28 protein-coding genes and 1 tRNA gene are annotated in these 26,372 nt (G+C 69.3%); 14 read left to right on the top strand and 15 right to left on the bottom strand.

Annotation, left to right across the window (positions count from 1 at the left end):
* The first annotated feature begins 72 nt into the window (after positions 1–72).
* The gene (bufB, locus tag AC6JA9_RS29165; RefSeq protein WP_426736537.1) at positions 73–918 is read left to right on the top strand and encodes an MNIO family bufferin maturase; all 846 of its coding nucleotides are present in this window, start codon (positions 73–75) and stop codon (positions 916–918) included.
* Positions 915–1,640: an HvfC/BufC N-terminal domain-containing protein gene (locus AC6JA9_RS29160; protein WP_223784073.1), complete on the top strand. Its 726-nt coding sequence runs from the start codon at positions 915–917 to the stop codon at positions 1,638–1,640. Before bufB ends, AC6JA9_RS29160 begins: the two co-directional genes overlap by 4 nt.
* Positions 1,641–1,650: 10 nt before the next feature.
* On the opposite strand, the gene AC6JA9_RS29155 is transcribed toward AC6JA9_RS29160, so the two are convergent.
* The 4 genes from AC6JA9_RS29155 to AC6JA9_RS29140 are packed head-to-tail and all read right to left on the bottom strand — an operon-like array spanning position 1,651 to position 5,802.
* Entirely contained in the window at positions 1,651–2,748 is a 1,098-nt protein-coding gene (locus tag AC6JA9_RS29155) for a carboxypeptidase-like regulatory domain-containing protein (RefSeq protein ID WP_497958176.1), read from the bottom strand.
* Complete coding sequence (locus tag AC6JA9_RS29150) at positions 2,748–4,394, bottom strand: caspase family protein (RefSeq protein WP_223745660.1); 1,647 nt, start codon at positions 4,392–4,394, stop codon at positions 2,748–2,750. Before AC6JA9_RS29150 ends, AC6JA9_RS29155 begins: the two co-directional genes overlap by 1 nt.
* 10 nt (positions 4,395–4,404) lie before the next feature.
* Entirely contained in the window at positions 4,405–5,220 is an 816-nt protein-coding gene (locus AC6JA9_RS29145) for a hypothetical protein (protein WP_223784075.1), read from the bottom strand.
* Positions 5,221–5,226: 6 nt separating this feature from the next.
* Positions 5,227–5,802, bottom strand: coding sequence for an RNA polymerase sigma factor (locus tag AC6JA9_RS29140; protein WP_174816707.1), 576 nt, complete (start codon positions 5,800–5,802; stop codon positions 5,227–5,229).
* A 170-nt stretch (positions 5,803–5,972) separates the two neighbouring features.
* On the opposite strand from AC6JA9_RS29140, the gene serC reads away from it, so the two are divergent.
* The 3 genes from serC to AC6JA9_RS29125 all read left to right on the top strand — a co-directional run bounded on the left by serC (position 5,973) and on the right by AC6JA9_RS29125 (position 8,101).
* On the top strand, positions 5,973–7,061 hold the full coding sequence (gene serC, locus AC6JA9_RS29135; RefSeq protein WP_497958175.1) for a 3-phosphoserine/phosphohydroxythreonine transaminase: 1,089 nt from the start codon (positions 5,973–5,975) through the stop codon (positions 7,059–7,061).
* Positions 7,062–7,102: 41 nt separating this feature from the next.
* Positions 7,103–7,678 carry a chalcone isomerase family protein gene (locus tag AC6JA9_RS29130; protein WP_141330232.1) on the top strand — a complete coding sequence of 192 codons (576 nt, stop codon included), beginning with the start codon at positions 7,103–7,105 and terminating at the stop codon, positions 7,676–7,678.
* 174 nt (positions 7,679–7,852) lie between these two features.
* Positions 7,853–8,101, top strand: coding sequence for a GlsB/YeaQ/YmgE family stress response membrane protein (locus AC6JA9_RS29125; RefSeq protein WP_046715010.1), 249 nt, complete (start codon positions 7,853–7,855; stop codon positions 8,099–8,101).
* Positions 8,102–8,107: 6 nt separating this feature from the next.
* Here AC6JA9_RS29125 and AC6JA9_RS29120 read toward each other — a convergent pair whose 3' ends face one another.
* Together AC6JA9_RS29120 and AC6JA9_RS29115 are read right to left on the bottom strand one after the other, a co-directional pair.
* Positions 8,108–9,145 carry a PA0069 family radical SAM protein gene (locus AC6JA9_RS29120; RefSeq protein WP_497958174.1) on the bottom strand — a complete coding sequence of 346 codons (1,038 nt, stop codon included), beginning with the start codon at positions 9,143–9,145 and terminating at the stop codon, positions 8,108–8,110.
* An 86-nt stretch (positions 9,146–9,231) separates the two neighbouring features.
* Complete coding sequence (locus tag AC6JA9_RS29115) at positions 9,232–9,696, bottom strand: hypothetical protein (protein ID WP_497958173.1); 465 nt, start codon at positions 9,694–9,696, stop codon at positions 9,232–9,234.
* A 155-nt stretch (positions 9,697–9,851) separates the two neighbouring features.
* On the opposite strand from AC6JA9_RS29115, the gene AC6JA9_RS29110 reads away from it, so the two are divergent.
* The 3 genes from AC6JA9_RS29110 to AC6JA9_RS29100 all read left to right on the top strand — a co-directional run bounded on the left by AC6JA9_RS29110 (position 9,852) and on the right by AC6JA9_RS29100 (position 13,632).
* Positions 9,852–10,376: a hypothetical protein gene (locus tag AC6JA9_RS29110; RefSeq protein WP_497958172.1), complete on the top strand. Its 525-nt coding sequence runs from the start codon at positions 9,852–9,854 to the stop codon at positions 10,374–10,376.
* 163 nt (positions 10,377–10,539) lie between these two features.
* Positions 10,540–12,198, top strand: a complete 1,659-nt coding sequence (locus AC6JA9_RS29105) for a hypothetical protein (protein WP_497958171.1) — start codon at positions 10,540–10,542, stop codon at positions 12,196–12,198.
* Between the two features lie 9 nt (positions 12,199–12,207).
* Entirely contained in the window at positions 12,208–13,632 is a 1,425-nt protein-coding gene (locus AC6JA9_RS29100; RefSeq protein ID WP_426745687.1) for a hypothetical protein, read from the top strand.
* Between the two features lie 97 nt (positions 13,633–13,729).
* On the opposite strand, the gene AC6JA9_RS29095 is transcribed toward AC6JA9_RS29100, so the two are convergent.
* The gene (locus tag AC6JA9_RS29095; protein ID WP_497958170.1) at positions 13,730–15,793 is read right to left on the bottom strand and encodes a M36 family metallopeptidase; all 2,064 of its coding nucleotides are present in this window, start codon (positions 15,791–15,793) and stop codon (positions 13,730–13,732) included.
* A gap of 341 nt (positions 15,794–16,134) precedes the next feature.
* Between AC6JA9_RS29095 and AC6JA9_RS29090 the strand changes: the two genes are divergently transcribed.
* Positions 16,135–16,207, top strand: a tRNA-Gly gene (locus tag AC6JA9_RS29090).
* Between the two features lie 59 nt (positions 16,208–16,266).
* Here the strand turns inward: AC6JA9_RS29090 and AC6JA9_RS29085 are convergent.
* The 3 genes from AC6JA9_RS29085 to AC6JA9_RS29075 form a co-directional block, all read right to left on the bottom strand.
* On the bottom strand, positions 16,267–16,542 hold the full coding sequence (locus tag AC6JA9_RS29085) for a hypothetical protein (protein ID WP_267700237.1): 276 nt from the start codon (positions 16,540–16,542) through the stop codon (positions 16,267–16,269).
* A 30-nt stretch (positions 16,543–16,572) separates the two neighbouring features.
* A complete protein-coding gene (locus AC6JA9_RS29080) occupies positions 16,573–16,812 on the bottom strand; it encodes a hypothetical protein (protein ID WP_052771173.1) in 240 nt (79 codons plus the stop codon).
* 276 nt (positions 16,813–17,088) lie between these two features.
* Positions 17,089–17,841 (bottom strand): tetratricopeptide repeat protein, encoded by a 753-nt coding sequence (locus AC6JA9_RS29075; protein ID WP_408889794.1) that lies wholly within the window; start codon positions 17,839–17,841, stop codon positions 17,089–17,091.
* A 215-nt stretch (positions 17,842–18,056) separates the two neighbouring features.
* On the opposite strand from AC6JA9_RS29075, the gene AC6JA9_RS29070 reads away from it, so the two are divergent.
* Positions 18,057–18,953 (top strand): hypothetical protein, encoded by an 897-nt coding sequence (locus AC6JA9_RS29070; RefSeq protein ID WP_223784077.1) that lies wholly within the window; start codon positions 18,057–18,059, stop codon positions 18,951–18,953.
* Position 18,954: 1 nt separating this feature from the next.
* On the opposite strand, the gene AC6JA9_RS29065 is transcribed toward AC6JA9_RS29070, so the two are convergent.
* The gene (locus tag AC6JA9_RS29065) at positions 18,955–19,926 is read right to left on the bottom strand and encodes a LysR substrate-binding domain-containing protein (RefSeq protein WP_497958169.1); all 972 of its coding nucleotides are present in this window, start codon (positions 19,924–19,926) and stop codon (positions 18,955–18,957) included.
* 112 nt (positions 19,927–20,038) lie between these two features.
* Between AC6JA9_RS29065 and AC6JA9_RS29060 the strand changes: the two genes are divergently transcribed.
* On the top strand, positions 20,039–20,392 hold the full coding sequence (locus AC6JA9_RS29060) for a cupin domain-containing protein (RefSeq protein ID WP_223784079.1): 354 nt from the start codon (positions 20,039–20,041) through the stop codon (positions 20,390–20,392).
* Positions 20,389–21,237 carry an MBL fold metallo-hydrolase gene (locus AC6JA9_RS29055; RefSeq protein ID WP_497958168.1) on the top strand — a complete coding sequence of 283 codons (849 nt, stop codon included), beginning with the start codon at positions 20,389–20,391 and terminating at the stop codon, positions 21,235–21,237. The genes AC6JA9_RS29060 and AC6JA9_RS29055 overlap by 4 nt, the downstream gene beginning before the upstream one ends.
* 26 nt (positions 21,238–21,263) lie before the next feature.
* On the opposite strand, the gene AC6JA9_RS29050 is transcribed toward AC6JA9_RS29055, so the two are convergent.
* Both AC6JA9_RS29050 and AC6JA9_RS29045 read right to left on the bottom strand, forming a co-directional pair.
* Complete coding sequence (locus AC6JA9_RS29050) at positions 21,264–21,698, bottom strand: hypothetical protein (protein WP_223745674.1); 435 nt, start codon at positions 21,696–21,698, stop codon at positions 21,264–21,266.
* 8 nt (positions 21,699–21,706) lie between these two features.
* A complete protein-coding gene (locus AC6JA9_RS29045) occupies positions 21,707–22,192 on the bottom strand; it encodes a hypothetical protein (RefSeq protein WP_223745675.1) in 486 nt (161 codons plus the stop codon).
* A 135-nt stretch (positions 22,193–22,327) separates the two neighbouring features.
* On the opposite strand from AC6JA9_RS29045, the gene AC6JA9_RS29040 reads away from it, so the two are divergent.
* Complete coding sequence (locus AC6JA9_RS29040; RefSeq protein WP_497958167.1) at positions 22,328–23,203, top strand: hypothetical protein; 876 nt, start codon at positions 22,328–22,330, stop codon at positions 23,201–23,203.
* Between the two features lie 9 nt (positions 23,204–23,212).
* On the opposite strand, the gene AC6JA9_RS29035 is transcribed toward AC6JA9_RS29040, so the two are convergent.
* Positions 23,213–23,881: a Vgb family protein gene (locus AC6JA9_RS29035; protein ID WP_497958166.1), complete on the bottom strand. Its 669-nt coding sequence runs from the start codon at positions 23,879–23,881 to the stop codon at positions 23,213–23,215.
* Between the two features lie 120 nt (positions 23,882–24,001).
* Positions 24,002–25,336, bottom strand: a complete 1,335-nt coding sequence (locus tag AC6JA9_RS29030) for a helix-turn-helix domain-containing protein (RefSeq protein WP_497958165.1) — start codon at positions 25,334–25,336, stop codon at positions 24,002–24,004.
* A gap of 113 nt (positions 25,337–25,449) precedes the next feature.
* On the opposite strand from AC6JA9_RS29030, the gene AC6JA9_RS29025 reads away from it, so the two are divergent.
* Positions 25,450–26,157, top strand: a complete 708-nt coding sequence (locus AC6JA9_RS29025; RefSeq protein ID WP_497958164.1) for a DUF899 domain-containing protein — start codon at positions 25,450–25,452, stop codon at positions 26,155–26,157.
* Positions 26,158–26,372: the final 215 nt, after the last annotated feature.

Genomic DNA, 26,372 nt, shown 5'->3' with positions numbered 1-26,372 from the left:
CCTCCGGGCGGTGGGAACATCCGCTCCCACCGCCCGGTTTCGCATCAACCCCGTAGGAGGTCCCCCGCCGTGGTGGCGACGTACGCGCGAAGACACGGACTGAAGCCCCTGGGCGCGGGCATCGGCCTGCGACGGAGCTTCTACGAGGAGCTGCCGCGCACGGAGCGCACGCTCGACTGGGTGGAGATCATCCCGGAGAACTTCCTGTCGCTCGGCGGTCGTCCCCAGCGCGCGCTGGACGCGTGCGTGGAGCGCTGGCCCGTGTTGCCGCACGGCGTGGGCCTGGACATCGGCGGGCCGGACGCGCTCGACGTCGACTACGTCACGGCCCTGGCCGCGCTGGTCGAGCGCGTGGACGCGCCGTTCTTCTCCGACCACCTGTGCTACTCGCGCCTGGGCGGCGTGTACCTGCACGACCTGTTGCCGCTGCCCTTCAGTGAGGCCGCGGTGGAGCACGTCGTGCCGCGCGTGCGCGAGGTGATGGCCCGCGTGGGCCGCCCCTTCCTGCTGGAGAACCCGAGCTACTACGCGAACATGCCCGGGGGCACGCTGGGCGAAGCGGACTTCCTGCGGCACGTGGTGGAGCAGGCGGACTGCGGCCTCCTCCTGGACGTGAACAACGTCTACGTCAACGCGCTCAACCACGGCTACGACGCGCGCGCCTTCGTGGACGCGCTGCCGCTCGAGCGCGTGGTGCAGGTGCACCTCGCCGGCCACACGCGCTACCCCGACGTCATCATCGACACGCACGGAGACCGCGTCTGCGACGACGTGTGGTCGCTGTATCGCTACGTGCTCGAGCGCACCGGCCCCGTGTCGACGCTCATCGAGTGGGACCAGGACATCCCGTCGATGACGGCCGTGCTGGACGAAGCGGACCAGGCGCGCGCCGTGCTCGGCGACACGGAGCGACGATGAAGCCCGAGCTCAAGCACTTCTTCGACGGCATGGGTGCCTACCTCGCGAAGCCGGGCACGGCCTCACTGGAGCAGCTCTACGCCAGGCACCCGGGGTGGGACGCGCCCGCCCGGCGCGTGTCCCTCTACGGCGACTTCGTGCGAGGCCACGTGCGAGGCGCGGTGGAGAAGCTCTATCCGCTCCTGCGCCGCGCGGTGGGGCCGGAGGCATGGACCTCGCTCGTGGAGGGCTACACGCTGACGCGCCCCGCGCGGCACCACGAGGTGAACCGGCTGGGCGAGGGCTTCCCCGCGTTCATCGCGGACTCGCTCGTGTCCCACGGCCTGCCGGCTTACTCCGCCGAGCTGGCGCGCTTCGAGTGGACGGACTTCGCGGTGTTCTCGTCCCAGGCGCCGTCGCCGGCCCGCGTGGAGACGCTGACGCCGAACCCCACCCTGGCCGTGCTGGAGCACACCTTCCGCCTCTGCGCGCACGTGCGGAGTCGGGGGGAGGGTGGGGCGCCCGAGCGCGGCGAGGAGCTGGCGCTCCTGTGGCGCCACCCCGTGGACCTGGTGACGTACTACCAGGAGGCCACGCCGCCCACGCTGCTCGTGCTGAAGATGGCGGTGGAGGGCCTGTCCGCATCGGACGTGACGGCGGCCACCGGGATGCCCGAGTCCGACGTCCTCGGCGCGGTGGCCCGGCTCTCCCGCGACGGGCTCGTGCTCACGCCGGGCGGGTGACTCAGGGCCCTCAGTCGCGGACCGAGCACACGCGACCGTCCAGGGTGTCCTCGCAGCGCGAGGCGCCCGGGCAGTCCAGGTCCTCGACGCACGGCACGGTGCACTGGCGCTCCACGCACAGGCCCGAGGCCATGCCCAGCCCCTGGCAGCGCTCGTCGTCCATGCACTCCGCGCCGAACTGCAGGAGCGCGCTGCAGCTCAGGAAGCGCTGCGTGTCCGGCAGGCAGCTGCCCGCCTGGCAGGTGAAGCCCGCCTCGCAGCGGCTCGCGGCGAGGTCGTCCTCGTCCACCGTCTCCGTGCAGGACTTCACGCACGTCGGCCCGCCGCCGACGAGCAGCATGCACGCGGAGCCGTCATCACAGCTGCGGCCATTCACGCACGCGCCGCACTGGGGGCCGTTCGCGTTGCAGCGGAAGCCCTTGCACGACATGCCCGCGCCGCACTGGTCGTCCTCCACGCACTCCACGCAGTGGCCACCCGGGCCGCACACCAGGCCGTCCTCGCAGCCCGTCGCGGCGCACCGGTTCACCAGGTCCGCGCGGGGCTGCAACTGGACGCGCAGCTCCTTCTTCTCTCCCGAGCCGACGCACGCCGAGGAGCGCACCTCCGGAAACCCCATGCCGACGATGGACAGCTCGTAGCACCCGTCCGGCAGGGGGCCCACCTGCACGCGCCCCTTGCCATCCAGTTGCAGTTGGTCCAGGTGCGTGCCCAGCACCGTCACCTCCACGCCCGCCACCCGCTCGCCCTGGGTGGACCGCGCGCGCAGCTCCAGGAAGCCCGCGGCCTTCGGCTCGACGCGCTCGACCTCGAGCGCCTTGCCGGCGGAGACCTTCACCTTCACCCGCGTCGCCTTCTCCCGCGTGGCGACGACGAACAGCTCCACGTCCCCGGAGGGGACCTTCTCCAGCTTGAAGCGTCCCTGGTCATCCACCGTCGAGCGCAGCTGTGGCGCGCCCACCACCGACACCAGGGCGTGCGCCGGGTCGTACTCCGACAGCGCCCCTTCGATGGTGCCCAGCCGCAGGGGCGCGTTCTCCAGGTTGCCGCACGCTCCCGCGCCCAGGGCCAGGAGGACTCCCAACGCGATGTGCAGTTTCGAGCGCATCAAAAGCGGTACCCCACACCGGCCCAGCCGCCGGTGAAGCCCACGGCCTGTCCCTTCCCGTCCAACACCACGTACGTCAGCATGAGCTGCGCCTGTCCCACCAACTCCAGGCGCTCTCCCACCCTCAGCACCACGCCTCCGACCACGCCGGGGCTGACCGTGAAGAAACTCTGCCCGGCGGCGTACGTCTCCACATCGAAAGACCGCCCCAGGTACAAGGTGGCCACACGCGGGCCGGCGAAGAGCGTCAGCCGCTCCCAGCGCCACAGGTAGGGGAGCGCCACGCCGGCGGAGAACGTCGTGTAGCGGAAGGGGACCGTGTCCTCCGGCAGGAGCCGCAGCGAGCGGCGGCCCGTGCTGAAGCTGACATCGAACAAGAGCCCGAAGTCGCGCAGCGGACGGTCCTCCAGCCGCAACGACACCGCCACCTCCGGCGCCATGGGCAACAGCTCCCCGCGGCTTCTCGCGTCCGCGAAGGTGAACATGCCGCCCAGCAGCGACAGCGAGCGCCGGGGGAAGGCCTCCGACAACAGCTGCTCCAGGGGCAGCCGCTCCCCGTCACCCACCTCCACCTCGCGGCGCACCAGCACCGCGTCACCCTTGGTCAGCTCCACCGTGCGCTTGCCCGGCACCACCGCCGCGCCGCCCGGCAGCTCCGTGCGCGGCTCCCCGTCCACCTTGAGCGTGAAGCCATCCAGGCGCGGGTTGTAGGAGAACAGCTCCGGCCGGCCCGTGCGGGAGATGCTGCCCGACAGCACCACCGGATCCGCGCCCACCTCCAGGATTTCCGCCGACGGCCGCTGCCGTCCTTCCGTGAAGGCGAACGTGCGCCGGCGCGCGTAGTCGTGCGCCTCCGTCGCGGTGACGGCTCCGTCCGCGTTGCGGTCAGCGCCGCCGCCCAGCCCCTCGACGAGGAAGTGCGTGTAGATGTCGTTCTGCAGGCCCTCGTCCTCGCGCGCCGTCTCGCCCCAGTCACAGGCGGCGAACACCATGGACGCCCGCGAGGACTCCTCCAGCGGCCGCGCGTAGAAGCCGGACTTGATGCCCGACAGCTCCTTCTCCAACTCCTTGGGCAACAGCGACTTGCCGTTGCCGCTGTGACACGAGGCCAGCACCAGCAGCCGCCGCCGGCTGGAGAGCGCGTCGAACTCCGCCTTCAGCGCGTCCATGGACAGCGCCGTCTGCGCGATGGCGCGGTAGGACGCGTCCCGCGTCACCAGGAAGCGGCGCAGCTCCCCGGTGGCGTCGCGCGCCAGCGTGCCGTGCGCGGAGAAGTAGACCACCACCACGTCATCCGGGCGGTGCGCCTCCTTCCGGAGCTGCCTGAGCGCGGCGAGGATGGCCGCGCGTGTCGTCTCCTCCGGCCGCGTGAGCACGCGCACCTGGTCGAAGCGGCCCTTCGTCGGGTCCAGCATCGCCGCGGCCAGGTCCTTGGCGTCCTTCGATGGGTAACGCAGCCCCCGCCAATGGGGGTCGTCGAACTCGGAGATGCCCACGAGCAGCGCCATCCGCCGGGGCGTGTAGGCGCTGGAGAGCGCCTCTTCGTCGAGCCGCAGCGGCACGAGGCCGCCCTTCTCCGTCCCCAGGGACGAAGGAGTCGCGCACGCCATCAGCGCCGCCAGCAGGATGGAGAGCAGGGGCCTCACGGTGACTCGGTCAGCGCGGATTCTCGCCGCTTCCCACGCGCACGTCGAACCTCGTCACGGCGAGCGTGCCTTGTTCCCATCGCTCACCTCCTCCCACCAGGACCCGCCTCACCTCGTCGGGCGAGGGCTCCAGGCCCGAGGGGGTGGCGGCCAACCACAACGTCACCGGCCCCGATTCCCCCTCCAGGCTGACGCCCGACAGGCCCTGGGGGTCGCGCAGGTCATGGGTCCCCGCCTCCAGCACGAAGGTGCCCAACAGCTCCGGCTCCTGCTCGGCCCGCTGCTGGAAGAGCAGGCCCGTGCCCGCTTCGGTGGCGTGGTAGCGCAGGAGCAGCACGTCGCCCGGGGCCACCTGGGTGTCCGGGTCCAACCGCCTGAGGCTCCCGTCCGCGCCGCGCGCCACCACCGCCAGCTCCAGGGCAATCTTCCCCACCTGGCCCTTCACGCCCGGCGCCAGCGAGTCTGTGCCCACCTCCACCCCGGCGCCCGACTGGCGCACCCGGGGCACCACCACCACCGCGACGAGCGCCGCGGCCACCGCGCCCGCCACCACGCCCCAGCGCCGCGCGTCCCACCGGGGCGGTGCGCGAAGCTGCTTCTTCACCCTCGCCAGGCCCACCTCGTCCAGGGGGGCCTGGGGGCGCGGAGGCGCCAGGGCCAGGAGCACCGCGTCCACCCGCCCGTCCAGGACGTCAGGGCCGGAGTGGGTGGCGAGGTAGCCCTCACACGCCTCACACGCGGTGGCCAGGTGCTCGCGGAAGTACGTCACCGCGTCCGGCTCACGACGGGCAAGGGCGCCGAGCGCCTCGTCATCCAGGTGTCTCATGACCTCTCACTCCCACCGACCGGCGAGCACTCGCCGCAGCAGCTCTCTCTTGATACGGCCCCGGAAGCGCTCGAGTCTCATCGTCACGGCGCTTTTGCCCACGCCCATCTGCTCCGCAATCTCACGCGCGGACAGCTCCCCTTCGATATAGAAGAGCTGCACTGTCCGCTTCTCCTCGCCCTCGGGCAGCTCGGCGATGAGCTGACGGACCACCTCGATGTCGCGCTCGAGCTGCAGGGACTCCGGCACGGGCGGCACCGCCTCCGGCTCCGGGTCCGCGATGTCGTCCTCCAACCTCCTGAGGTGGGCCTTTCGCTCCAGCCGGGTGCGCGCCCGGTTGCGAGCGATGGACAACAGCCAGGCCTCGAAGGCCCCCGGCTCCTTCAGCCGGGGCAGCGCCCGGAACGCCCGGACGAAGGACTCCTGGATGACGTCCTCCACCTCGTCCGAGTCCAGCGGGGCGAACCCCGCCACCAACCTCGCCACGAGGGGGCGGGTGCGCCGATACAGCTCACTGAAGGCGGAAGTCTCCCCACTCGCCGCGCGCCGTACCCACTCCGCCAGTCCCTCCGTGGAACCCACCTGACCTCCAGACCCCCGGGACGGCCCGGTGGCCACGCTGCATTTCCCGTCCCCGGGGCCGCTCCTGGAGGAGGCGGACGAGGGCGGACCGCTTCCTACTGGCTCCCGGGGGGGCGTCGGGAGGAAGAATGGGCCCCGCCGTTCCATTTCGAAGAGGAGCCCTGTCCGCCATGCGCGTCATCAACTTCAACCCCGGTCCCGCCGGCCTGCCCCTTCCCGCCCTGGAGCGCGCCCGGGACGAGCTGCTCGACTTCCAGGGCTCCGGCATGTCCGTCATGGAGCACAGCCACCGCGGCAAGGAGTACGAGGCCGTCCACGACGAGGCCATCGCCCTGCTGTCGGAGCTGACGGGCCTGCCGTCCACGCACCAGGTCCTCTTCCTCACCGGCGGCGCGTCGCAGCAGTTCGCCCAGGTGCCGATGAACTTCCTCACCCCCGACACGAGCGCGGACTACCTCATGACGGGCGTGTGGAGCGAGAAGGCGCTCGACGAGGCGAAGTACTACGGCAAGCCCCGCGTCGCGGCGACGACGGTGCAGCCCGACAAGCACTACACCCGCGTGCCACGCCAGGACGAGCTGTCCCTGGACGCGAAGGCCGCGTACGTCCACGTCACCACCAACAACACCATCTACGGCACCCAGTGGCACACGATGCCGGACACCGGGCCGGTGCCGCTGGTGGCGGACATGAGCTCCGACTTCCTGTGGAAGAAGATGGACCTGTCGCGCTTCGGGCTGGTCTACGCGGGCGCGCAGAAGAACCTGGGGCCCTCCGGCGTCACGCTGGTGGTGGCCCAGAAGGACTTCATCGCGAAGGGCCGCAAGGACATCCCGAAGATCTTCCGGTACGCCGTCCACGCGGAGAACAACTCGCTCTACAACACGCCCCCCACGCTGGCCATCTACCTGGTGCGCAACGTGCTCGCGTGGATGAAGGACGTGGGCGGGCTGGGCCAGATTGAAGCGTGGAACCGCCAGAAGGCGGACCTGCTCTACGGCGCGCTGGACACGCACGCGGGCTTCTACCGGGCCCCCGTGGAGCGCGCGTCGCGTTCAGTGATGAACGTCGTGTTCCACCTGCCCACGCCGGAGCTGGACGCGGCCTTCGTCGCTGACGCGAAGCGGCATGGAATGGTGGGGCTCAAGGGCCACCGGACCGCTGGAGGAATCCGGGTTTCCACGTACAACGCGGTGACTGTGGAGAATGTGCGCACCCTCGTCACCTTCATGGAGCATTTCGTGAAGACGCGTGGCTAGTGTGCGTCGGAGCACGTGAAACAACCCACTTGGAGGGATTCATGAAAGCCACCCTGTCCGCCGTCGCGCTCTGCCTGCTGTTCGCCCTGCCTGCTTCCGCCGCTCCGGGAGAGGCCCAGGAGGTCGCCGGGGTGAAGTTCCCCGGAACCGCCAAGGTCGAGGGCAAGGAGCTGAAGCTCAACGGCGTGGGCCTGCGCAAGAAGATGGTCTTCAAGGTCTACGCGGTGGGCCTGTACGTGGAGACCCCGAGCCAGGACGCCGCCGCGCTCCTGTCCGCGGACGAGACCAAGCGCGTGCGCATGTACATGCTGCGAGACCTGGACAAGAAGAGCATCACCGACGCCATCGTGGAGGGCTTCAAGAAGAACGCGGGCGACAAGCTGCCCGCGCTCCAGGAGCGGCTGAACACCTTCGCCAACGCCATTCCGGACGTGAAGAAGGGCGAGGAGATCATCCTCACCTACGTCCCGGGTTCCGGCACGAGCGTGCGGAGCACCAAGGTGACGGAGCCCATCTCGGTGGAGGGCAAGGACTTCGCCGACGCGCTGTTCTCCGTGTGGCTGGGCAAGTCGCCGGTGGACGGCGGCCTGAAGGACGGCATGCTCGGCAAGGACTGAGCCGCGCCTTCGTGTCGTACACGCGCCCCATGTCTCCCTCGGGAGGCGTGGGGCGTTTTCGTGAGGGGGCGTGGGGCCTTGAAATACGTGGGCACGTGGGCCGTAGTGGCCTGTGTGGGCCCGGGTGCACGGCGACGCCGGGTCTGATAGCAACCCGCCGGTCAGGAGGATGACATGGGAATCTGCTCGTGGCTGGTGCTGGGAGGGCTCGCGGGGTGGATCGCGAGCATCATCAAGGGAACGAACGCGAGGATGGGAATCTTCGCCAACATCGCGACGGGCATCGTCGGCTCGATGATTGGCGGCTTCCTGTTCAGCCTGTTGGGCGGGCGCGGCGTGACGGGGTTCAACCTCTACTCGTTGGCGGTGGCCACGGTGGGGGCGGTCATCCTCATCAGCATCGTCCAGGCGATACGCAAATAGGCGCGCTCAGAAGAGGCTGAGCTGGGGCGAGGGCGGTGGCTTTCGCGGCGGGCGCTGGAAGGTGTCCGGTGCCGGCTCGGTGATGTACGAGGTGCGCAGGCCCACCCTGCGCGCCGTCGTCTCGAAGAGGCGGTGGATGGTCTGGGCGTAGAGCCCCTCGCCTCGCATGCGGTGCTTGAAGCGGGAGTCGCTGAGCTCCCCGCCGCGCGTCTCCCGGATGCGGTGGAGCACGCGCTCGGCGCGCAGGGGGAGCCTGGCGCGCAGCCGCTCCTCGAAGACCTCCTTCACGGGCCCGGGCAGGCGCACCAGGGTGTAGTGGGCGCGGCGGGCGCCAGCCTCCTTCGCGGCGGTGAGGACGCGGTGGATGTCCTCGTCGTTGAGGCCGGGGATGATGGGCGCGAAGGAGATGGCCACGTCGATGCCCGCGTCCGCGAGGCGGCGGATGGCGAGCAGCCGCCGCTGGGGCGAGGCCGCGTAGGGCTCCATGGCGCGGGCGATGTCCGCGTGGTGGAAGGGCAGGCTGATGCTGACCCACAGCCGCGCGTCGCGGGACAGGCGCTGGAGCACGTCGAGGTCGCGCTCGATGAGCACGCCCTTGGTGACGATGCCGACGGGGTTCTTGTACTCGGCGCAGACCTCCAGGCACGCGCGCGTCAGCCGCATGGAGGCCTCGAGCGGCTGGTAGCAGTCGGTGACGCCGCTGAAGACGACGGTCTCCCCCTTCCAGGAGGGGCGCTCGAAGGCGTCGCGGAGCAGCTCCGCCGCGCGCGGCTTCATCACGAGCTTCGTCTCGAAGTCGGTGCCGGCGCCGAAGTCGAGGTACTGGTGGGTGGGGCGCGCGTAGCAGTAGGCGCACGCGTGCAGACAGCCCCGGTAGGGATTGACGCTCCAGTCGAAGCCCACGTCCGGGCTGTCGTTGTGGGAGAGGACCTGGCGGCTGTGGTCCTCCCAGACCTCCAGCTTCGCGGGAGGAATCTCGTCCACGTACTCCACCGCGGTGCTCGCCCAGGGGTTGGGCGGATTGTCGACGGGGCGGGCTTTCACCGTCCCAGAGTGGGACTGAAACTCCGTTCAGTCAAGTCCCATGTCTTTCAGGTCGGGATGTCTGTCATTCCAACACGGCTTCGGCTTCATGCGCCCAGATGGGCGAGCATGACGTCCTTGTCGCCCGTGGCCAGGGTGTACGGGGGGCCGGGAGGGATGACGTCCTGGCGTGCCGCGACGCCCTCCACCGCGTCCCGGGCATGGGCGAGCTGCACCCCGGCGCCGCCTCCGCCGAGCACGAGCGGCGCGCCCATCTTCAGGTCCAGCACCACCACCTGTCGTCGGGCGGGGCGCGGCTCCGCCATGTCCACGACGACGAAGTCCCCCGCGAAGCGGCGCTGGTCACAGCGGAAGACCCAGAGGTTGCGCTTGCGCTCCAGCAGCGCCTTCACGAAGGGCTTCTCGTTGCTCTTCAAGGCGTAGCGCTCGGAGAGCAGGGCGGCGGTGGAGAGCGGATAGCCCTCCTCCTTCACCAGCAGCAGCGCCCACGGGTTCGCGTGCCGGAGCAGAGGCAGCAGGACGGGCAGGACGATGGGCGGCTCGCGGGGCATGCGCGGACGGGCTCGACGAGCCACACAGCTCGTGTCGGACGGACATTCGAACACACCACCGCGTGTCTCGACGATGGCGGTTGTCTCAGGACTCCCTCAGAATCCACGGCTCTGGTAGAGGGGCGACGCTGTCAACCCACTCCTGGAGTCTCCGCATGTCCCGGTTCTCGCGCCACGCGCTCGTACTCTCCCTGTTGCTCACCTCCACCTCGGCGCTCGCGGGCTCGCAGTGGGCGCAGGCGCGCACGGTGCTCAACACGTGTGGCTACTTCAGCACCTCGCAGGCGGAAATCACCCTGACGTACCGCAACGACGATTTGCCCTGGGGCACCCGCGTGTTCCTCATCTACGGCTGGGGCGGCAGCTCCGGTCCGTCGAGCACGTTCGACTGGGCTCCGGCGCCGCAGACCGTGGAGGTGCCCGCCGTGGCGCCTTGGCACTGGGGCACCACCGTGACGGGGGTCATCCGGTCGCGCTCGTCCACGCAGTACACGAGCATCAACTACGTCTGGAAGGTGGTCCTCCCGGACGGGCACGAGTTCTACGAGAAGGGCAACGGCTCCACCTACGGCTACTACGCCGCGGACTTCTCGCAGGTGCCCATGCCGTGCACCACCACCGCCGGCACCTTCGTGGGCAACGCGACGCCGCTGACCATCACCACGGTCGTCAAGAACTGACGCCGCTCGTCCCTGTCCGCGCCACGGGACCTCATGAAGGAAACCCTCGCCTGACGTGGTGGGTCACCGCGGGGGACCTTCTCGAAAAGGGGCCCCCGAGGTAGACCCTGTCCCCGAGGCGGCCACTCGGGGCTGCCGGCAGGAGAGGGGGGACGTCTTCGTGTTGAGCGAACGTGGTGCCGAGCGGGAGTACCTTCACGACAACCTCCGCAGCGGTCTGAAGACCGACACGCGCCTGGATGGCGCGATGCCCCACCTCGGGGTGGGGTGGATTGCCTGGGACAGCGGGTTTCGGGGCTCGGGCCTGCGCGTGGGAGACCGCATCGTCGCGGTCGACGGCGAGCCCATCGTCACGCCCCCGGACATGCCCACCCGGCAGCGCACCGGCCCGTATCTGCTGGGCCAGCACGCCGAGAGCCAGACCTGGGCGCGGCAGGGGCGCAAGGAAGGGGACCTGGTCCGCTTGCGAGTCCTGCGCAGGCGCGCGCCAGGGGACGGCTGGGAGACGCTCGAGCTCAGCGGCACGCTGCGCCATGAGCGGCTCTGGAGCATCGGCAAGACGACGAAGCGAATCCTCGGGCCGGGTGGGCCCGAGCAGCTGGGCCGAGACGGCTTCGACGAGTCCTGGTCGGGCTGGGTCGACAAGCGTGTCTCCGAATGGGAGCGCCTCCTCGACGGGACCTTCGGCATCTGGCGCACCGCGCGCGGGACGCGGATGGAGCTCGCCAACCACCTGGTGCACAAGGCGCGCGTGGACTACCTGGTCGAGCACTTCCCCGGTCCCCTGGCGACGGCGATGCGCGACGACTGGGAGCGGGTGCGGGACTGTCTCGACGGCGACCTCGTCTCGCTCCCCGAGGGCGCCCTCGACTTCCGCAGCCGGGGCGAGGAGCAGGTCAGGGCCATCGGCATGCGGGCCACCGCGGCCTGGAAGGCCCTGCTGGAGTCGCGCGCCGCGGAGACCCTCGGCGCGTTCCCCGTCGTCGACCCCTTCCGCGGCGACCGCTCGGTGGTGACGGGCAAGCTGGTCGCGCTGCCGCAGGTGAGCCAGCGCGACTGGATTGTCGACATGGGCAATGCCTATCTGGCCTGGAACCAGTCGGGGGCGTGGGTCTTCTGTCCCGTCAACACCCCGGCCATGGCCCGGGTCTTCGCCGCCATGCATCGCTATCAGCGGCTCGTCTCTCCCTCGCTTCGGGTCGACATCGCCCTGCTCGGTCGCATCCTGCCGGATCCGCGTCTGCTCGCCGGCTCGGGGCGCACCGCCGCGGGGCTGGAGGTGGAGCCCGTCGCGGCCCTCATCGGCGGCGCGGTCTGCGTCGACGTCACCGACACGCGCGAGGGTGGGCCCCTCTTCGCCGGCGAGGAGTCGCTGAGACAGGAGACCTCGGGGCCCCTGTCCGACGACGCGAGCCCGCGCGCGGTGCTGGAGGCGATGATTGCCGCCGTGAAGCGCGGCGACCAGGAGACCTGGAACGGCCTCTTCGCCGACTGGCGCGCCGTGCCGGACGAACAGCGGCCCATCTACTACCCGGTCTACACCTGGAACGGCCGCGACAGCGAGTGGGTGCGCTCGCGGCGCCTGCTGCTCGACAAGGTGCTCGACGCGCGGGTGCACTGGTGTGGCGACGCGCGCACCGTCATCCGCGGCGACGAGGCCCCGGGCCTGCCGCGCATCGAGCAGGTGGAGCTGGAGGTCGACCACGTCGGCCTCTTCGAGGGCCAGACGCGCACGTTCAATTCGGTCGAGGTGCACCGGCGCTGGGAGCTGCAGCGCCGCGCTGGCGGCCCCTGGCGCATCACCAGCCAGCAGAGTCTGTGAGGAGCACCCATGGGTGGGTATTCGAGCCGAGTCGCCGAGCTGCAGGACCAGATGACCCGTGCCGCCGAGGGCGCTCCGGACACGGTGAAGCGCGCCTTGGCGGAAGGCCTCAAGCGGGCGGGGCGCGCGGCGGAGGACGCCCTGTCGGCCCTGCTCGACGCGAGCGAGCGCGCCAGCGCCGGCAACCTGGGCACCTGGCGCAAGTGGCAGGACCGCTGCGCCACGGCCCGGGCGGAGATCAGCCGGGCCTTCGGTGATGCCGCCAAGGACCACCTGCTGACGCCGCCCCTCCAGCTCTTCTGGTACCAGGCCCTCGAGCACGAGATGGCCTTCTTCGACTCGCTCGCCAAGGTCCAGACGCCCCAGCTGCACGACGACCTGCTCGTGCATCAGGACGTGCTCAACAAGATGCTCGGGGAGCTGTGGGACAAGTGGACCTTCCTCCTGTCCAAGGACGTCGCGTTCGAGAACGACCAGCGGCAGGTGGTGCAGCAGGTCGCGCAGATGGCGCAGAAGATCGTCGACGACCTGGCCCCCGGCGCCGTCAAGCGCCTCTCCGAGGGCGTCGCGCGCGCCACGTCGAAGTCGCTCGACAAGGCCCGTCAGCTCGATGACAAGCACCTGGGCGGCAAGGGCATCGACCTGGCGAAGTTCATCACCTCGCTGTTCGACATCGACATCCCCGACGGCATCGACCGGGATCTGCTCGACGCCGTGCAGGGCGGCTCGGACGTCTACCAGACGCAGAAGGGCCACTACCGCGCGCTGGTGGCGACCTACCAGAGCCTGGTGCAGGCGGAGAAGGGCAGCGTCCTGTTGCTCTTCAACTCCACGCGGGCGGAGGTGCTCACGTACTACGACAAGAACGACCTGGGCAAAGCGCGCGTCCTGCTCGACCAGGCCAAGGGGTACCTCTCCGACTGGGCCTCCCGCGTCGCCACCTCCGCGCAGCGTGGCGAGGCCTCGGGCTTCAAGGACAAGGTCTGCGCGGCGCTCGACACCGACTGGAAGCTCACCGAGGAGCTCGACGGCAAGTTCCGCGACAGGTTCAAGGGCATCTTCATCCAGTCGCTGGGCAGCGAGACCATCGAGCAGCTCGCGGAGTCCTATCTCTTCAGCAAGCACCTGGAGGAGGTCACCCGCAGGGGCGCGGCCAGCACGCTCAAGGCACTGCCGGGCCGACTCCAGAGCGAGGTGGACCGGGCCGTCGACCAGGGGCTGAGGCCGCTGGACGACCTGGTGGGCCGTGTCCCGGAGGAGGTGCGTGCGCTGGCGCGGATGGAGAACCAGGGGTTCAAGGAGCACGTGCGCGCCCGGCTCAAGGACCGCATCCAGACGCTCCTGCCCATCATCATCGAGCTCGCCGAGTTCCTGGAGCCGAGCAACCTCTCCCGGGACTTCAGCCGCGACGAGCTGACGCGCGGCCTGCGCTGAGAAAACACGAACCGGGAGGCCTCGACAGAAGCCCCCCGGTCCGGTGTGTCACTCACGAGGGACGCGGAGCGAGTGCCCCGCTACCCGTCATGTCGACTCAGAGCGCCGCGCAGGTGGACGGCACCTGGAAGCCGTTGGTCGGCGTGGTGCTGGCCGAGCCACCGGAGACGGCGTTGCTGCCCAGGCCGAAGGCGGCGAAGGCCGTCCACAGGCGGCACACGTCCTCGCCGTTGTGCAGGGTGGTGGCGGCGCTGATGATGCCGTCGCGCACCTGGGTGAACGTCGGGCTGCAGGGCGTGCGCTTCAGGCCCTCGGTGAAGTACAGCATCATGCGCTGGTTACCCGCGTTGCCCTGGGCGTTGTAGAGGTTCGCGTCGAAGCCCCAGTGGTTGACGAGCGCCCAGTAGGCCTCCCACATGCCCTGGGTGAACACGGAGCCCACGCCGTGCGGCACGGCCATGCCGTTGATGCTGGCGTACGTCCACGTGTTGCGCGTGGAGTCGAGCGTGTACGGCTGGGTGCGGATGCCGTTGCCCGTGGTCGCCTGGTTCAGCGCGTAGGTGCCCACGCCGCGAATCTTGTTCGCCGTGTCACCCGTGCGCGCCGTGTAGAAGAGCGAGAGGAAGTCGCTGATGCCCTCGCCCGGCTGCTGACGGTTGGAGAGGCAGGACACGTTGCTCGGACCGCCGACCAGGCGGTTGGAGATGCCGTGGCCGTACTCGTGCACGATGATGCCGCTGTCGAGGTCGCCGTCCTTGTCCGGGGTGGGCGCCGTCCAGATGTACATCTGCATGCGCGGGGGCGAGCCGTCCGCGGGCGTGGAGAAGTTGGCGTTGTTGGTGCCGCTGCCGTCCTGCGCCTCGGCCCGGACGTAGTCGTTGCCCGCGCCGCCGCGGCCGTAGTTGTTCTGCTGGAAGTTGCCGGCCACTTCGTTGAAGCCGTACTGGTACTGCACGTCGTGGATGATGTTGTTCCAGTAGAACAGGTTGGTGACGGCCGCCGGGATGTACGTGGAGGGCGCGCCGGTCAGGTTGATGGTGAAGACGCAGTTGATGGCCGCGCCGCAGTCCGGCTGGGAGGCGGGCGCCGCGTTGTTGGCGTCGCGGTCCTCGTAGGCGTGGACGTTGTTGCCGCGCGGGATGGTGTACTCCGCGCCAGCGACGCCGTTGGTGTCATGCCAGCCGTAGGGCGAGGCGACGGCGTTGGCGGGGTTGGTCACCGTGACGCGGCCATCGGAGGGCGGCAGCGGCGAGGTGTGGTTGGGGCTCTCCACGGGCACGGGGTAGACCTTGTACGAATCCGCGGCCACCCAGTCGAAGCGCGTGAGCACCTCGCCCGTGTTGGCGTCCACCGTCACGTCGTAGTCGTGCTGCGAGTCCAGCGTGGACACCTGGAAGTGCCACACCAGGCGCGCCTCGCCGCGGCGCATGGGGAGGATGGCCAGCTGCGCGTTGATGGGCTCGCGCGACAGGCCGTCCACCTCGACGCCCGTGCGGCGCTGCACGCCCGCCTCGGCCTGCAGCGCGCGGGGCTGGGCCGCCAGCTCCACGCCCAGGTGCCGGGCGAGCCCCGCCACGGCCTGACCCGCGTTGATGCGCGGCTCGGTGCCCGCGAGCGCCTTCTCGATGGAGGGCAGGAAGTCGCTGTGCACGCCCAGCACGCTGCCGTCCTTGGCGACGTTGACCTGGAGCTGCGCGTTGTAGACGGGCAGGCCCTTGAAGGTCTGGCGCAGATACAGGTGCGTGGCCCCGCTGACCTCGGAATAGACGCGGTCCGTGACTTCGAACGTGGACACGTCGCTGAGGCTCAGCCCGAGCGCCTCGTGGTGCTTCTGGACGAAGTCCAACGCGATGGACATCGGGTCACCGCTGCTGGGGCCCGTCAGCGCGCCCACGGGGTTGACCAGCGAGCGCACCAGGCCCGTGGACTCGTCCGTCTCGACCATCAGGTCCGGGATGCTGCGGCGCAGGGACTCGACGTGCGCCTTCTGCGTCGTCGAGAAGCCGAAGCGCGCCTGCGCGTTGTAGCTGGTGCGCGCGTCGAAGTGACGCTCGCCACCATGTGCGTGCTCCGGCGCCACTGCGAGCGCCGTGGACCCGGAGAGGGTCGCCGTGAAGACCACCGCCTGGAACAGCCGCCTTCGGTATGCACCTACGGACATGTCGTGCTCCTGCGCTGCGGGTGAAGTCGCCCCGTGCGGGGCGGGACTGGCAGTATGAGGAAACACGCATTTCTGGTTTAATGCAAATCAACGGAAATACGTGAAAAATACGCTTAAATTGTAGATGTGGTATTGGCGCCGCCGCGCGTCGGGTGACGGATGCGGCGCGGACGGGCGTGCGTCCGTGGGTGCGGGAGGACCTTGGGAGGTGTTGGTGGCGCGTGTCGGGGTGGCAACTTCCCCAGCAATTTGGCGCTGTTCAGGCGGCGCGGGAGGGAAGGGAGCAGTCGCCAACGTCCTTGACGCTCCCGGGGGGCTGCGGTACACCGGCCGGGTCGCTCGCGGTGGTAGCTCAGTTGGTAGAGCACGAGCTTCCCAAGCTCGGGGTCGAGGGTTCGAATCCCTTCCGCCGCTCTTGAAGGCCGGTAGTCCTCGAGGAGACTCGGGACTACCGGCCTTCTTGTTTCCAAGGGCTACATCGCGATGCAGCCGTAGACCTTCTCGTAGTGGACGGTCTGGGTGCCGGTCAGCACCCGCTCGGGCACGCTGCAGCCGCACTGGAGCTCGCCGACCTTGGTGAGCTTCGCGGCCTCCGCGTAGTACGTGATGACGTAGTCGCGTCCCGTGATGTCACGACACGGAATGGCCTGCGCCTCCGTCTCGGATTCGACGCTGACGTCGTCCTCGACTCCGCCGCAGCCCGTCATCAATCCCATCGCCAGCAGTCCCGCCATGATTCCTGCGCGCATGTGTCTCTCCGTTCGGGGTGTGGTGGGGGGTTACATCGTGCAGGTGTACCGGACGAGGCAGCCGCCCGAGTACACCGGGGTGATCGTGCCGAACTCGCAGAAGCCGGGGCCCGGGTAGACGATCTGGGGACAGTTGGCCTTGGCGGCGCGGGGAACACACTCGAAGCCGATGAGGCACGTGCCCGAGTAGATGGGGTAGAGGTCGCCGTCCTCGCACAGCGGAGGCATCACCTCCGGGCAGATGGGAGGCGGCACGCGGCCACCCGCCATGCTGGTGACAGTCTCTTCCGAGGTCTCCGCAACGGGTGCTTCCGGACCGCAACCAACCAGCGCCAACAGGCCGCACATCGCGGCAAGACGTCCAAGGGTGTTCATCCAGGCTCTCCGTGTCAGACCCGCCAAAGCGGCGGGTGTACGGAGCCTCTACCAGCCGCGTCTGACGCCTTCAAACCCAGCACACGCCGAGTGCGGATGTCGCAAGGCTCACGCCGCCGAGAACAGCTTTGTCTCGTGCGACTGCAATGACACACCGTTGGACGGCGGACGTTACAGGCAGTCACCGCTCAAGGGGCCAAGGCTCAGCGGCCCCGTGCTCCAGCCATACTCCGCGGGCTGCGGCCCTTCACCCGGCACGAGCTGCACCTCGAAGAAGAAGCTCCTGCCCTGGTCGAACGGATACTTACCGACCTGCAGCTTCCAGGGGCGCGCGGGCTCCTTGCCGGCCGTGATCTCCACGCCACCGCTCAAGGGCCGCCAACGGCCCGCGGGCTGCTCCGTCATGTCCTGGAGCGTCTCCACGACGCGCTTGTCCGCCGCGAGGGTGATGCTCTTCGGCAGCTGCCCCGGCCGGAGGAACCACCAGTCGGACGTGGTGCCCAGGATCTTCTCCCGGATGCCCTTCTCCTCCACCAGCACCGAGATGGCCTGACGCCACTTCTTGTATTCATCACGCGCCTTGAGGGCCTTGAGTCCCTGGGTGTCCTCGTCGATCTTCGGCAGGATGGCCTTGGCGTCCAGCTCCACCGCCTTCGACAGGTCGCCCAGCGCCAGGTAGATCCAATTGCGCTCGTAGGCGCAGGAGTCGAAGTCGTCGGCGTCCTCCTGGCCCTGGTTGAGCAGGGTGGTCGTCCTCGCCCGGTTGAGCCGCGCATAGGCGTTGGACGGGTCCTGCTTCAGCGCCTTCTCGAAGAGGGCGTGGGCTTTCTTGTAGTCGCCCTTGCCATACGCCGCGAAGCCCTGGGCATTGGCCTCCGGGGCCTTGGCGAGCACGGGCTGGCTGATGCCCAGACAGAGCATCATGAGCAGCGAACCTCGGGTGGGTTTGCACAGGGAGATGGGTATCACGCTCACGGCTTCTAGCACATTCCGTGTGGGCTGGAATGAGCCGCGGTGCCGTCGGACCGACGGCCAGTTCCAGGTGGCGCAGCGAGATTTCGATGGTACGCTTCGAGCGGCTGGTCTTCACTCTGAGTCAATGAAAGATCAGTCCCAGTCTCACACTCAGCGAGCTCCTCATGTTCCATGTCGGTGTGCGTCTTGTTCTCCTCGCAGTCCTCTCCCTCATCATTCCCTCCGCTGCGATGGCTGCCAATGCCGTTGCGGGCACTGCGTCTCATGGCCAGGCCATTGCTGCCCCAACGGGGACGAGCGTCAGCGATTGGAACGTCCTGCTCGTCCCGAGGGGAATGGGTTTCCAGGAGCTCGGCTCCGAGGGTGACAATGCCCTCCTTCGCTTCGAGGTATCGGCTCCTCCACTCAACAGCACCGCGTGGTCGGTCTCCGCCCGTTTCAAGTATCGAAACAGCAGTGGGAATGGCACCTGGTATTCCGGCAGCGTCGATTATCTGCTGGTCCGCAAGAGTGTGAGCGTCGGCGGTACGCTCACGAATGGTGAGAGCATTGCCGTGCCAGCGGGCACGTCCATGGCTGACTGGAACATCATCGTCAGCCCCGCGTCGGCCGGGCTGGAGGAGACCGGCGCCGAGTTCGACAATTCGCTGCTGCGGTTCTCGGCGTCCTACTCCGTCGTCAACAGCTCCACCTGGCAGATCCAATCCACCTTCAAGTTCCGCTACTCCAACCAGGGCCTGTCGCTCGTACACTCGGGACAGGCGAGCTATCTGCTGGTCCTGCGCGACGAGAGCTTCGTTGGCTCCACCACGCATGGCCAGAACTTCACGGTGCAGGGCAATACCTCCGTGAGTGACTGGTCGACGCTCGTGATTCCCTCGAGCGTGGGCCACGAGGAGCCGGGCAGTGAGGGTGATAATGCCCTGCTGGGCTTCGATAGCGCCGTGGAGGTCGCGAACACCAACCAGTGGCGGCCGTTCGGTGCATTCAAGTACCGGTTTCATAACGGCGACGGAAGCTGGCAGATGGGGCCGCTCAGCTACATCATCGTCCGCAACTGATTCAAGAGGTGGGGTGGCCGGGTGTGGCGCCCCGCCTGCGCACGCGGCGCGCTACACCTGGGCGCGCCGTGGCTCGTCGCGGCGGTCCGGGCGTACCCTCGGAGAATCGCTCACCGAGCAGCTCGATGAATCGCGCCAGTGGTGCGGAGCGCTGGCGTGAGGCGCGGGTGACGGCGCTCCAGCGGCGTCGGACTCCCCGAGGGGTGAGTCGGACGGTCCGCAATCCCTGGCGTTGCGTCGGCAGCATCCACTCGGGTAGCGCCGTGACACCGATGCCGCCGCGCACCAGCTCGATCAGCGCCTCGGTGAGGGGCACGGGGGAGACACGTTGCGGCTCCAGCCCCGCGGGCCACAGCACCCGCGTGAAGACATCGAGCTGTTCCCGGGGCGCGGTGTAGGTGAGCAGGTGTTCGCGCACCAGGTCCTGCGCCGTGACATGTGCACGCTGCGCGAAGGCGTGCGCCTCGGGGACCACCAGCATGAGCTCGTCCTCGAAGAGGGGCGTTCGTGCGAGCCGTGCCTGCTTCGGGGCGTCGGGAGTCAGGGCGAGGTCCAGCTGCCCATCGAGCAGCGCTCCGAGCGGCTGACGCGTGGCCTCCAGGACGATTCTCAGCTCGACGCGAGGGTGCTCGGCCTGCCACTGCCCGAGGATGGGCGGCAGCCAGCCATACACGGTGTAGCAGCCCGTGCTGAGCCTCAAGAGGTCATCCTGGGGATGCGCGCGGCACACGGCCTCCGCCTGGGCGACTTCACTCAGGACCCGCCGCGCGGAGAGGAGCAGCTTCTCGCCCGCGCCAGTCAGCAGCAGCCGTCGCTGGCGACGCTGGAAGAGCTGCACGCCCAGGCGCTCCTCGGCGTCGCGGAGCTGGTGGCTCAGGGCCGAGGACGTGAGGTGGAGCTGCCGGCTCGCGGCGGCCAGACTTCCCGTGTCGGCGACCGCGGCAACCAACTTGAAGTGACGAAGCTCGAGCATGGCCGGGGCAGCTTCACATGAAAACGGTTCAGCATCTTGGAGAAATCGTTTCGCTGCGCTCAGCTCGTGGTGCTCCTTAACGTGGGTGCACCACAGCCAGAGGAGCGGATGGATGCCGCGAACAGACAGCTTCCCGAGAGTGCAGGGCCCCTTCGTCCCCGTGATGATTGACGACGTCGAACCCGTCATCGTGGGGCCCGGCTGCCTGCGGAGGGACTTGCCGAGCACCCGTGACGTGAGGGTCTGGGTCGTGGACATGGCCCCGGGGAGTCAGTGGCCCTTCGTGGACGTCCATGACACGGGGGAGGAGGTCTTCGTGCTGAGCGGTGAGCTCATTGAGGGAGAGCAGCGCCTGGGCCCGGGCTCGTACCTGTTCTTCCCACCGGCGAGCCGTCATCAGCCGAGGACGGAGACGGGGGTGCGTCTCTTCGGCATCAACCCCGTGCGTGCTCCGGAGGCGCGATGAGCCGCCGAGGCTTCTTGCGCGCGGCGCTCTCGCTCTCGGCGGGAGCGGTCCTGTTTCCTCCTGGCCTGGGTCGGGCGGCGAAGCCCGTGGAGACCGAGTCGCTTCGCGCCCAGCGTCTGGCGTGGGCCGGAGTGCGGTTGCGACTGGGGAAGGACACGCTCTTCCTGGACCCGTTGAGCGACCCCTCCGTGTGGGGCGCGGCGCTGAAGGACCCGCTGGTCCCGATGGAGGTGGGGGAGGGCAACCGCTACGTCCTGGTGACGCATCGTCACCCCGACCACTTCGACCGACAGGCGGTGCGACAGGCGTTGGGGGACACGGGGACGCTGGTGTGTGGGCCGGACATGGCGGCGACGGCCGCTGCGTCGGGCTTCCGGGTGCGGCCCGCGCCGCTCCACGAGCCCGTCCTGCTCAATGAGTTCACCGTGACGGCCGTTCCTGCGGTGGACGGCTACGGAGACCCGCAGGTGTCGTGGGTCGTCTCCGGGGGAGGGCGTCGCATCATCCACTGCGGAGACACGCTGTGGCATGGCTCCTGGTGGAGCATCGGCCGGCAGCTCGGGCCCTTCGATGCGGCCTTCCTGCCCATCAACGGCGCACGCTTCGGGTGGCGCAAGCCCGTCAGCGACGTGCACGGCGTCCTGACACCGGAGCAGGCGGTGGCCGCGGCGAAGGTGTTGGGCGCGAAGCTCCTCGTGCCCATCCACTACGGCGTCGCGCCCTCCGAGGACTATCGGGAGGTGCCCGATGCGGAATTGCAGCTCCTCGCCGCCGCCCGTGCGCGGAAGGTGGACGTGGAGCTGGCGCGTCCTGGCGAGTGGCTGACCTGGCGACCCAGGACCTGAGACCGCCGGGCCTCGCGCCGCTCGCGCTACACCGGGCGGAGCGAGGCGCGGTCGATGTCGATGGAGTCCTCTTCATCCCCGAGGTGGACCTCGGTGCCCCGGAAGCGCTGGCCATCCGGCGTCACCAGGTACCAGGTGACGGCGATGGCGGGGTCGCCCGAGGGGGGAGACACGAGGACCTCCTCCCCGAGCAGCACGGCCACCCTCGCGGCCAGCTCCTGCGAGGTGAGCGCCTCTCCGCCGCGGACGCGAGACGCGTCGACGTACAGGCTCACGTCCGTGCGGAACCCCGCCGGCCGCGACGTGGTCGTCACGAGGACCATCTCATTCCCCGGCCGGTCGACGTCGAACAGCGACACCTCTCCGACCTGGATGCCGAGCGCCCGAGCGATGCCGTCGAAGAGCCGCTCGTCGCTCATCGCGGCGCGGACGAGGAACCCCAATGGAAGTCTGTCGGCCATGTTTCCTCCTACCCGGCCTTGAAGGCCTTGAGCGCGGCCTTCCTATCAGCTTCGGGGACCTTCATTTTGTCCAGGACCTCCTTGGCGCGGGGCGTGTCCTTCATCTCGTTGTAGATGCCCAGCGCCTTGAACGCCCCACGGTTCAGCTCGTGGATGCCATCGCCGCGCATGGGGTACAGGGTGCCATCGTGGCTGCCATAGGTCCGCCGGTTGATGGTCCATGTCTGGACCCCGGACTCGTTGCCCTTCTTGGCCTTGCCTTCGTTGATGTCCTGCACGTCCCGGTGGATGTTCACCCGGGACTCCACGACGCTGTTGTCTTCACGGACGTAGGACTTCTGGGTGACCTTGCGGATGGAGTGCCGATCGGCGGGCTTCTTCAGCGGCTTCGCCGGCATGTCACCCGCCCAGGCGGGCATCCCGCCCAGCAACACCCCGAGCACCAACAGCAGGGTCATCGGGAGCGGGACTCGCGAGGTCGTGGAGCGATGCATCGGGTTCCTCCTGCGCAGATGGACGAGCGTCGTGCTGGACCAGTCTGGCTCGACGCGCGAGATTCGAGGAGTGGGTATTCATGAGGCCAGGCGGGTGGAAAGCACCCTCCCGAGGACTCCAGGAAAGGTGCATCCGTGACCGCCGCTCCGACACTCCGTTTCGAACGCTATCGCGAGGTCCATCGCGGGGATGCCCGCCCCGTCATCGAGCGGTGCGAGCTGGTTGCGCCCCAGGGCGTCGACCCGCTGTCCTTGAAGCTCACCTTCCTCCCGTACTTCGGAGAGACGAAGCCCGACACCACGCTGGGCGCGTTCCTGGAGGAGCAGGAGGCCCACGCAGGGAGCGCTCAGCGAGCGCTGTTCCCGTCGAACCTGGAAGGTTGTCTGCGCCACCCGGCCGAGGAGCGCCGCCAGTTCCGCACGCTCGTCGAGCCCCAATCCCCGTACACCGACCTGCTCGTCGTGAGACGCGGCGATGCGCGGTGGTACGTCGATGAGGTCTTCTACCGCATCGAGTCGCTGTCGGGCTGGGCGTCAGGGGCGCGCACGGACGTCGTCGAAGGTCGGTTCGAGGACTTCCGCCGCTTCTCCCCGCTGGTCCAGTTGCGGCTGCACGAAGGGCTCCCGTGGCTCGCGCATCCGGAGGCAGCGCCCGCGCGCTCCGCGGAGGACCACGTCCTCGAGCTGTCGAAGTCGCCCGGCCTCCCCAACACGCGGAGCTTCTCGCTCACCGTCTTCCGGGACGGCCGCTTCCTGCGCCGCTCCACCCTCGAAGGCGAGCAGTCCGGCGCCGACGTCCATCGGCTCACGACCTTGCTCATCGCCGCGAGTCGGCTTGCGCCCATCCAGGCGTTTCCAATGCCGCCGGGCTTCGCCCACGATGCCCAGACGCTGTCGGTCTCCTTCCCCGTGGCGAGGGGGCTGGAGCGCGTCACGTTGGACGAGAACGCGCCGGCCGACGTGCTGGCCTTCGCACGGCAGGTGGCCGCGGCCTACGGGCTGGAGTTCTGAGCCGGCGGCTCAGCGGCGCGAGCGTCGGGGCCGCCGTACGGCGCGCACCTTGCCGCTCGTGCCGCCACCGGCGTAGAGCACGTCACCGCCGTCGGACTCCAGCCCGGTGACGCTCACACCCTCGGGCAGCGTGAGCCTGACGAGCACGCGTCCATCCACGGGGTCGAGTCGCCGGAGGTCGCTCGCGCCATCCTCCAGCGTGCCGTGCCACAGCTCGTCCTGGGCCCAGGTGACGCCGGTGACGAAGCGGTTGGATTCGAGCGTGCGCAGGATGGCACCCGTCTCGGGGTCGATGCGATGGATTCTCCGGGCGTGGTACTCGCCCACCCAGAGCGAGCCCTCGGCCCAGGTGAGCCCCGAGTCATCGCCCTTGCCGGGCGCGGGAATCGTCTTCAGCACCTGTCCCGTCTCCGGGTCCACCTTCCGGATGACGCCACCGCCGAGCTGGTAGAGGTGTCGCCCATCGAAGGCGGTCCCCGCGTCACAGGCCACCGCGAGCGTGCGCATGGGCTCGCCGCTCGTGGGGTCGAAGGCCCGGAGTCCCTCGTCTCCCGCGAACCAGACCCGCGCGCCGTCATACGTGACGCCATGGATGCGCGCCGCGCCGTCGAAGGGGCCGTATTCGCGGAGGACCTCCGCCGGCTGCGTCTCCTCGACTTCGTCCCGATGCTTGTCCATGGCCCGCTCCATCCCCTTCGGTCCGCTCTAAGTAGGTCGCCACAAGTTCCGAGACAAATGCAGGGACCTTGCCCGTTCCCGCTCCGCCTCGGATTCGCTCAGGAACATTTGGCGACCTACTTAGCCCGGCAGGGACAAGGCGGGGAGTAACAATGTCGTCGTGAACCCGCTGAGCGGAGGTGCCACCCAGCGCCTCGCCCGGCCTCGTCCCAACACGCGGACCTGCCCGGCCGCTTCCAGGGTGGTGAGCACGCGCTGCACCGTGCGCTGGCTCGCGCCGAGCGCGAGTGCGAGCGCGGAGGTCGACCAGTGCTCCCCATCCGCGAGCAAAGCCAGGACGGCGCCGCCCGCGCCCTCGACGGGGGGCGCCAGGACACGGACCTCGACCGCGCCTCGAGGCTCCAGGACGAAGCCTCGGGGCGTGGCCTGGATTCCCGCCACCTCGCGCACCTGGGCGCGCAGCCTGCCCAGCTCGACGCGCAACCGCGCGCGATGCGAGGCGTTCATCCTCCGCGCTCCGAACACCTGTTGAACGAGCTCCTCGCGCGCGGCGTCTTGAGGCCAGGCCTCGGCCAGCACCCGCAGCAGCGAGAACAGGATGGGACGCGTGGACAAGGTCACGACCCGCGGGCCCGCGCGGAGCACCCGACGGCACGCGTCGACGACCAGGTGCTCCGATTCGAGGAGGGCTTCGACCTCGTCGAGCACGACGGGGCGGGCCTCGCCTCGCGAGACGACCCGCGCGGCGGGGAGGTCCAGGGCGCCTGCTGCTTGTTCCACCTCCGCGACGAGCGCGGGGATGCGGGCGCGCCGCGCGGCGATGCGGGCGCGCTCCAGGGCGGCGCGCGCGGTGCGAGGCGTTCCCCTCCGCACGGCCACCTCGAAGGCCAGGAGCCACGCGAGCGTGGACGGCATCGCGGGCGTTCCCCCTGGTACGAGCGGGGCCTGTGTCACCTTGGCCGTAGCGGGCTTCGCGGGCGTTTCCTCCCGTGCGAGCGGGGCCTGTGCCACCTTGGCCGTAGAGGGCTTCGCGGGCGTTTCCTCCCGTGCGAGTGCGAACAGTGCTCCCTCCGCCTCCTCGATGCGTCCCAGCAAGAGGGCATGTCGCGCCCGCAGAAGCCGTGTGTAGCGCGCGTTCTCCACATCGCCGTGGCGTGTGAAGACGCGGACGGCTCCATCGAGCGCGAGGTCGATGCCCTCGAGCTCCCGGGTCGCGAGCGCCACCTCCGCCCGCGCGACGTCGCAGCGCGCTCGGGCGAGCGTATCCCCGGAGCCATACGCACGCGCCGCCCGCTTCAGCAGCGCCGCCGCCTGGGCGAACTCACCCAACTGCGCCATCGCGATGCCCCTCAGGGCCAACGCCGGCGCGTCCTCGCGCAGCGCCACGCGCTGGAGAGCCCCCAGCGGATCTCCCTCGCGAAGGGCCCGGGCCGCCACGCTGACGAGCGCATCCATGCGGCGCATCCTCCGTCGCTCCCTCGTCGATGGGAAGCCCGTCGTCTTTGTTACTCCCGACCCACGGGCTCGGACCGTTACGTCTGGGTGCATCCAATCCCTGGAGGAAACCCATGTCCCAGAAACTGACGGAGTCGAGGAGTGAGTGGCTGTCCGCGCGCAAGGCGCTGCTGGCGAAGGAGAAGGCGCTGACCCGGATGCACGACGAGCTGAGCGCCGAGCGTCGCGCGCTGCCCTGGCTGCGCGTGACGGAGCCCTACACGCTCGACACCCCGGATGGGGCCAAGACGCTGTCGCAGCTCTTCGAGGGCCACAGCCAGCTCGTCGTCTATCACTTCATGTTCGCTCCGGAGTGGGAGGTCGGTTGCAAGAGCTGCTCCTTCTGGGCGGACTCCTTCAACGGCGCCGTCGAGCACCTGGCTCAACGCGATGTCCGCTTCACCGCGGTCTCCCGTGCGCCGCTGCCCAAGCTCCAGGCATTCCAGCGACGGATGGGGTGGACCTTCTCATGGGTGTCGTCCCAGGCAAGCCGCTTCAACTTCGACTTCAACGTGTCCTTCCGTCCGGAGACGCTGGCGAGCGGCGAGGCCGTCTACAATTACGGACCGCTGGGGGAGTCCAACACGGAGATGCCGGGGTTCAGCGTCTTCGCGAAGGATGCGCGTGGCGACGTGTTCCACACCTACGGCACGTATGGACGAGGCATCGAGGTCGCCAACGCCGCCTATCAGTTGCTCGACATCTCGCCGAAGGGGCGCGACGAGGATGGGCTGTCCTTCTCCATGAGCTGGGTCCGCTTGCGGGACCAGTATGGACGCTGAGCAAATGTCCCAGGGCCCGACAGCGCGGCGCGTGCCGGCCGTGTCCCTGGTCCTGGGCCTGCTGGCCGCGCTTCTCCCGAAGTGCCCTCTGTGCATTGCCACCTGGCTGTCATTGCTCGGTGTCACGGCGAGCGTCGCGGGCGGAATCGGGACCATGGTGCGCCCCGCGGGCATCTGCGTGGCGGCGGTCTCATTGGGATTGCTCATCGCGCGGC

The sequence above is a fragment of the Myxococcus sp. MH1 genome, assembly GCF_059738865.1.
Note: the sequence above shows the minus strand (reverse complement) of the source record. Positions and strands in the feature narration are given on the sequence as shown.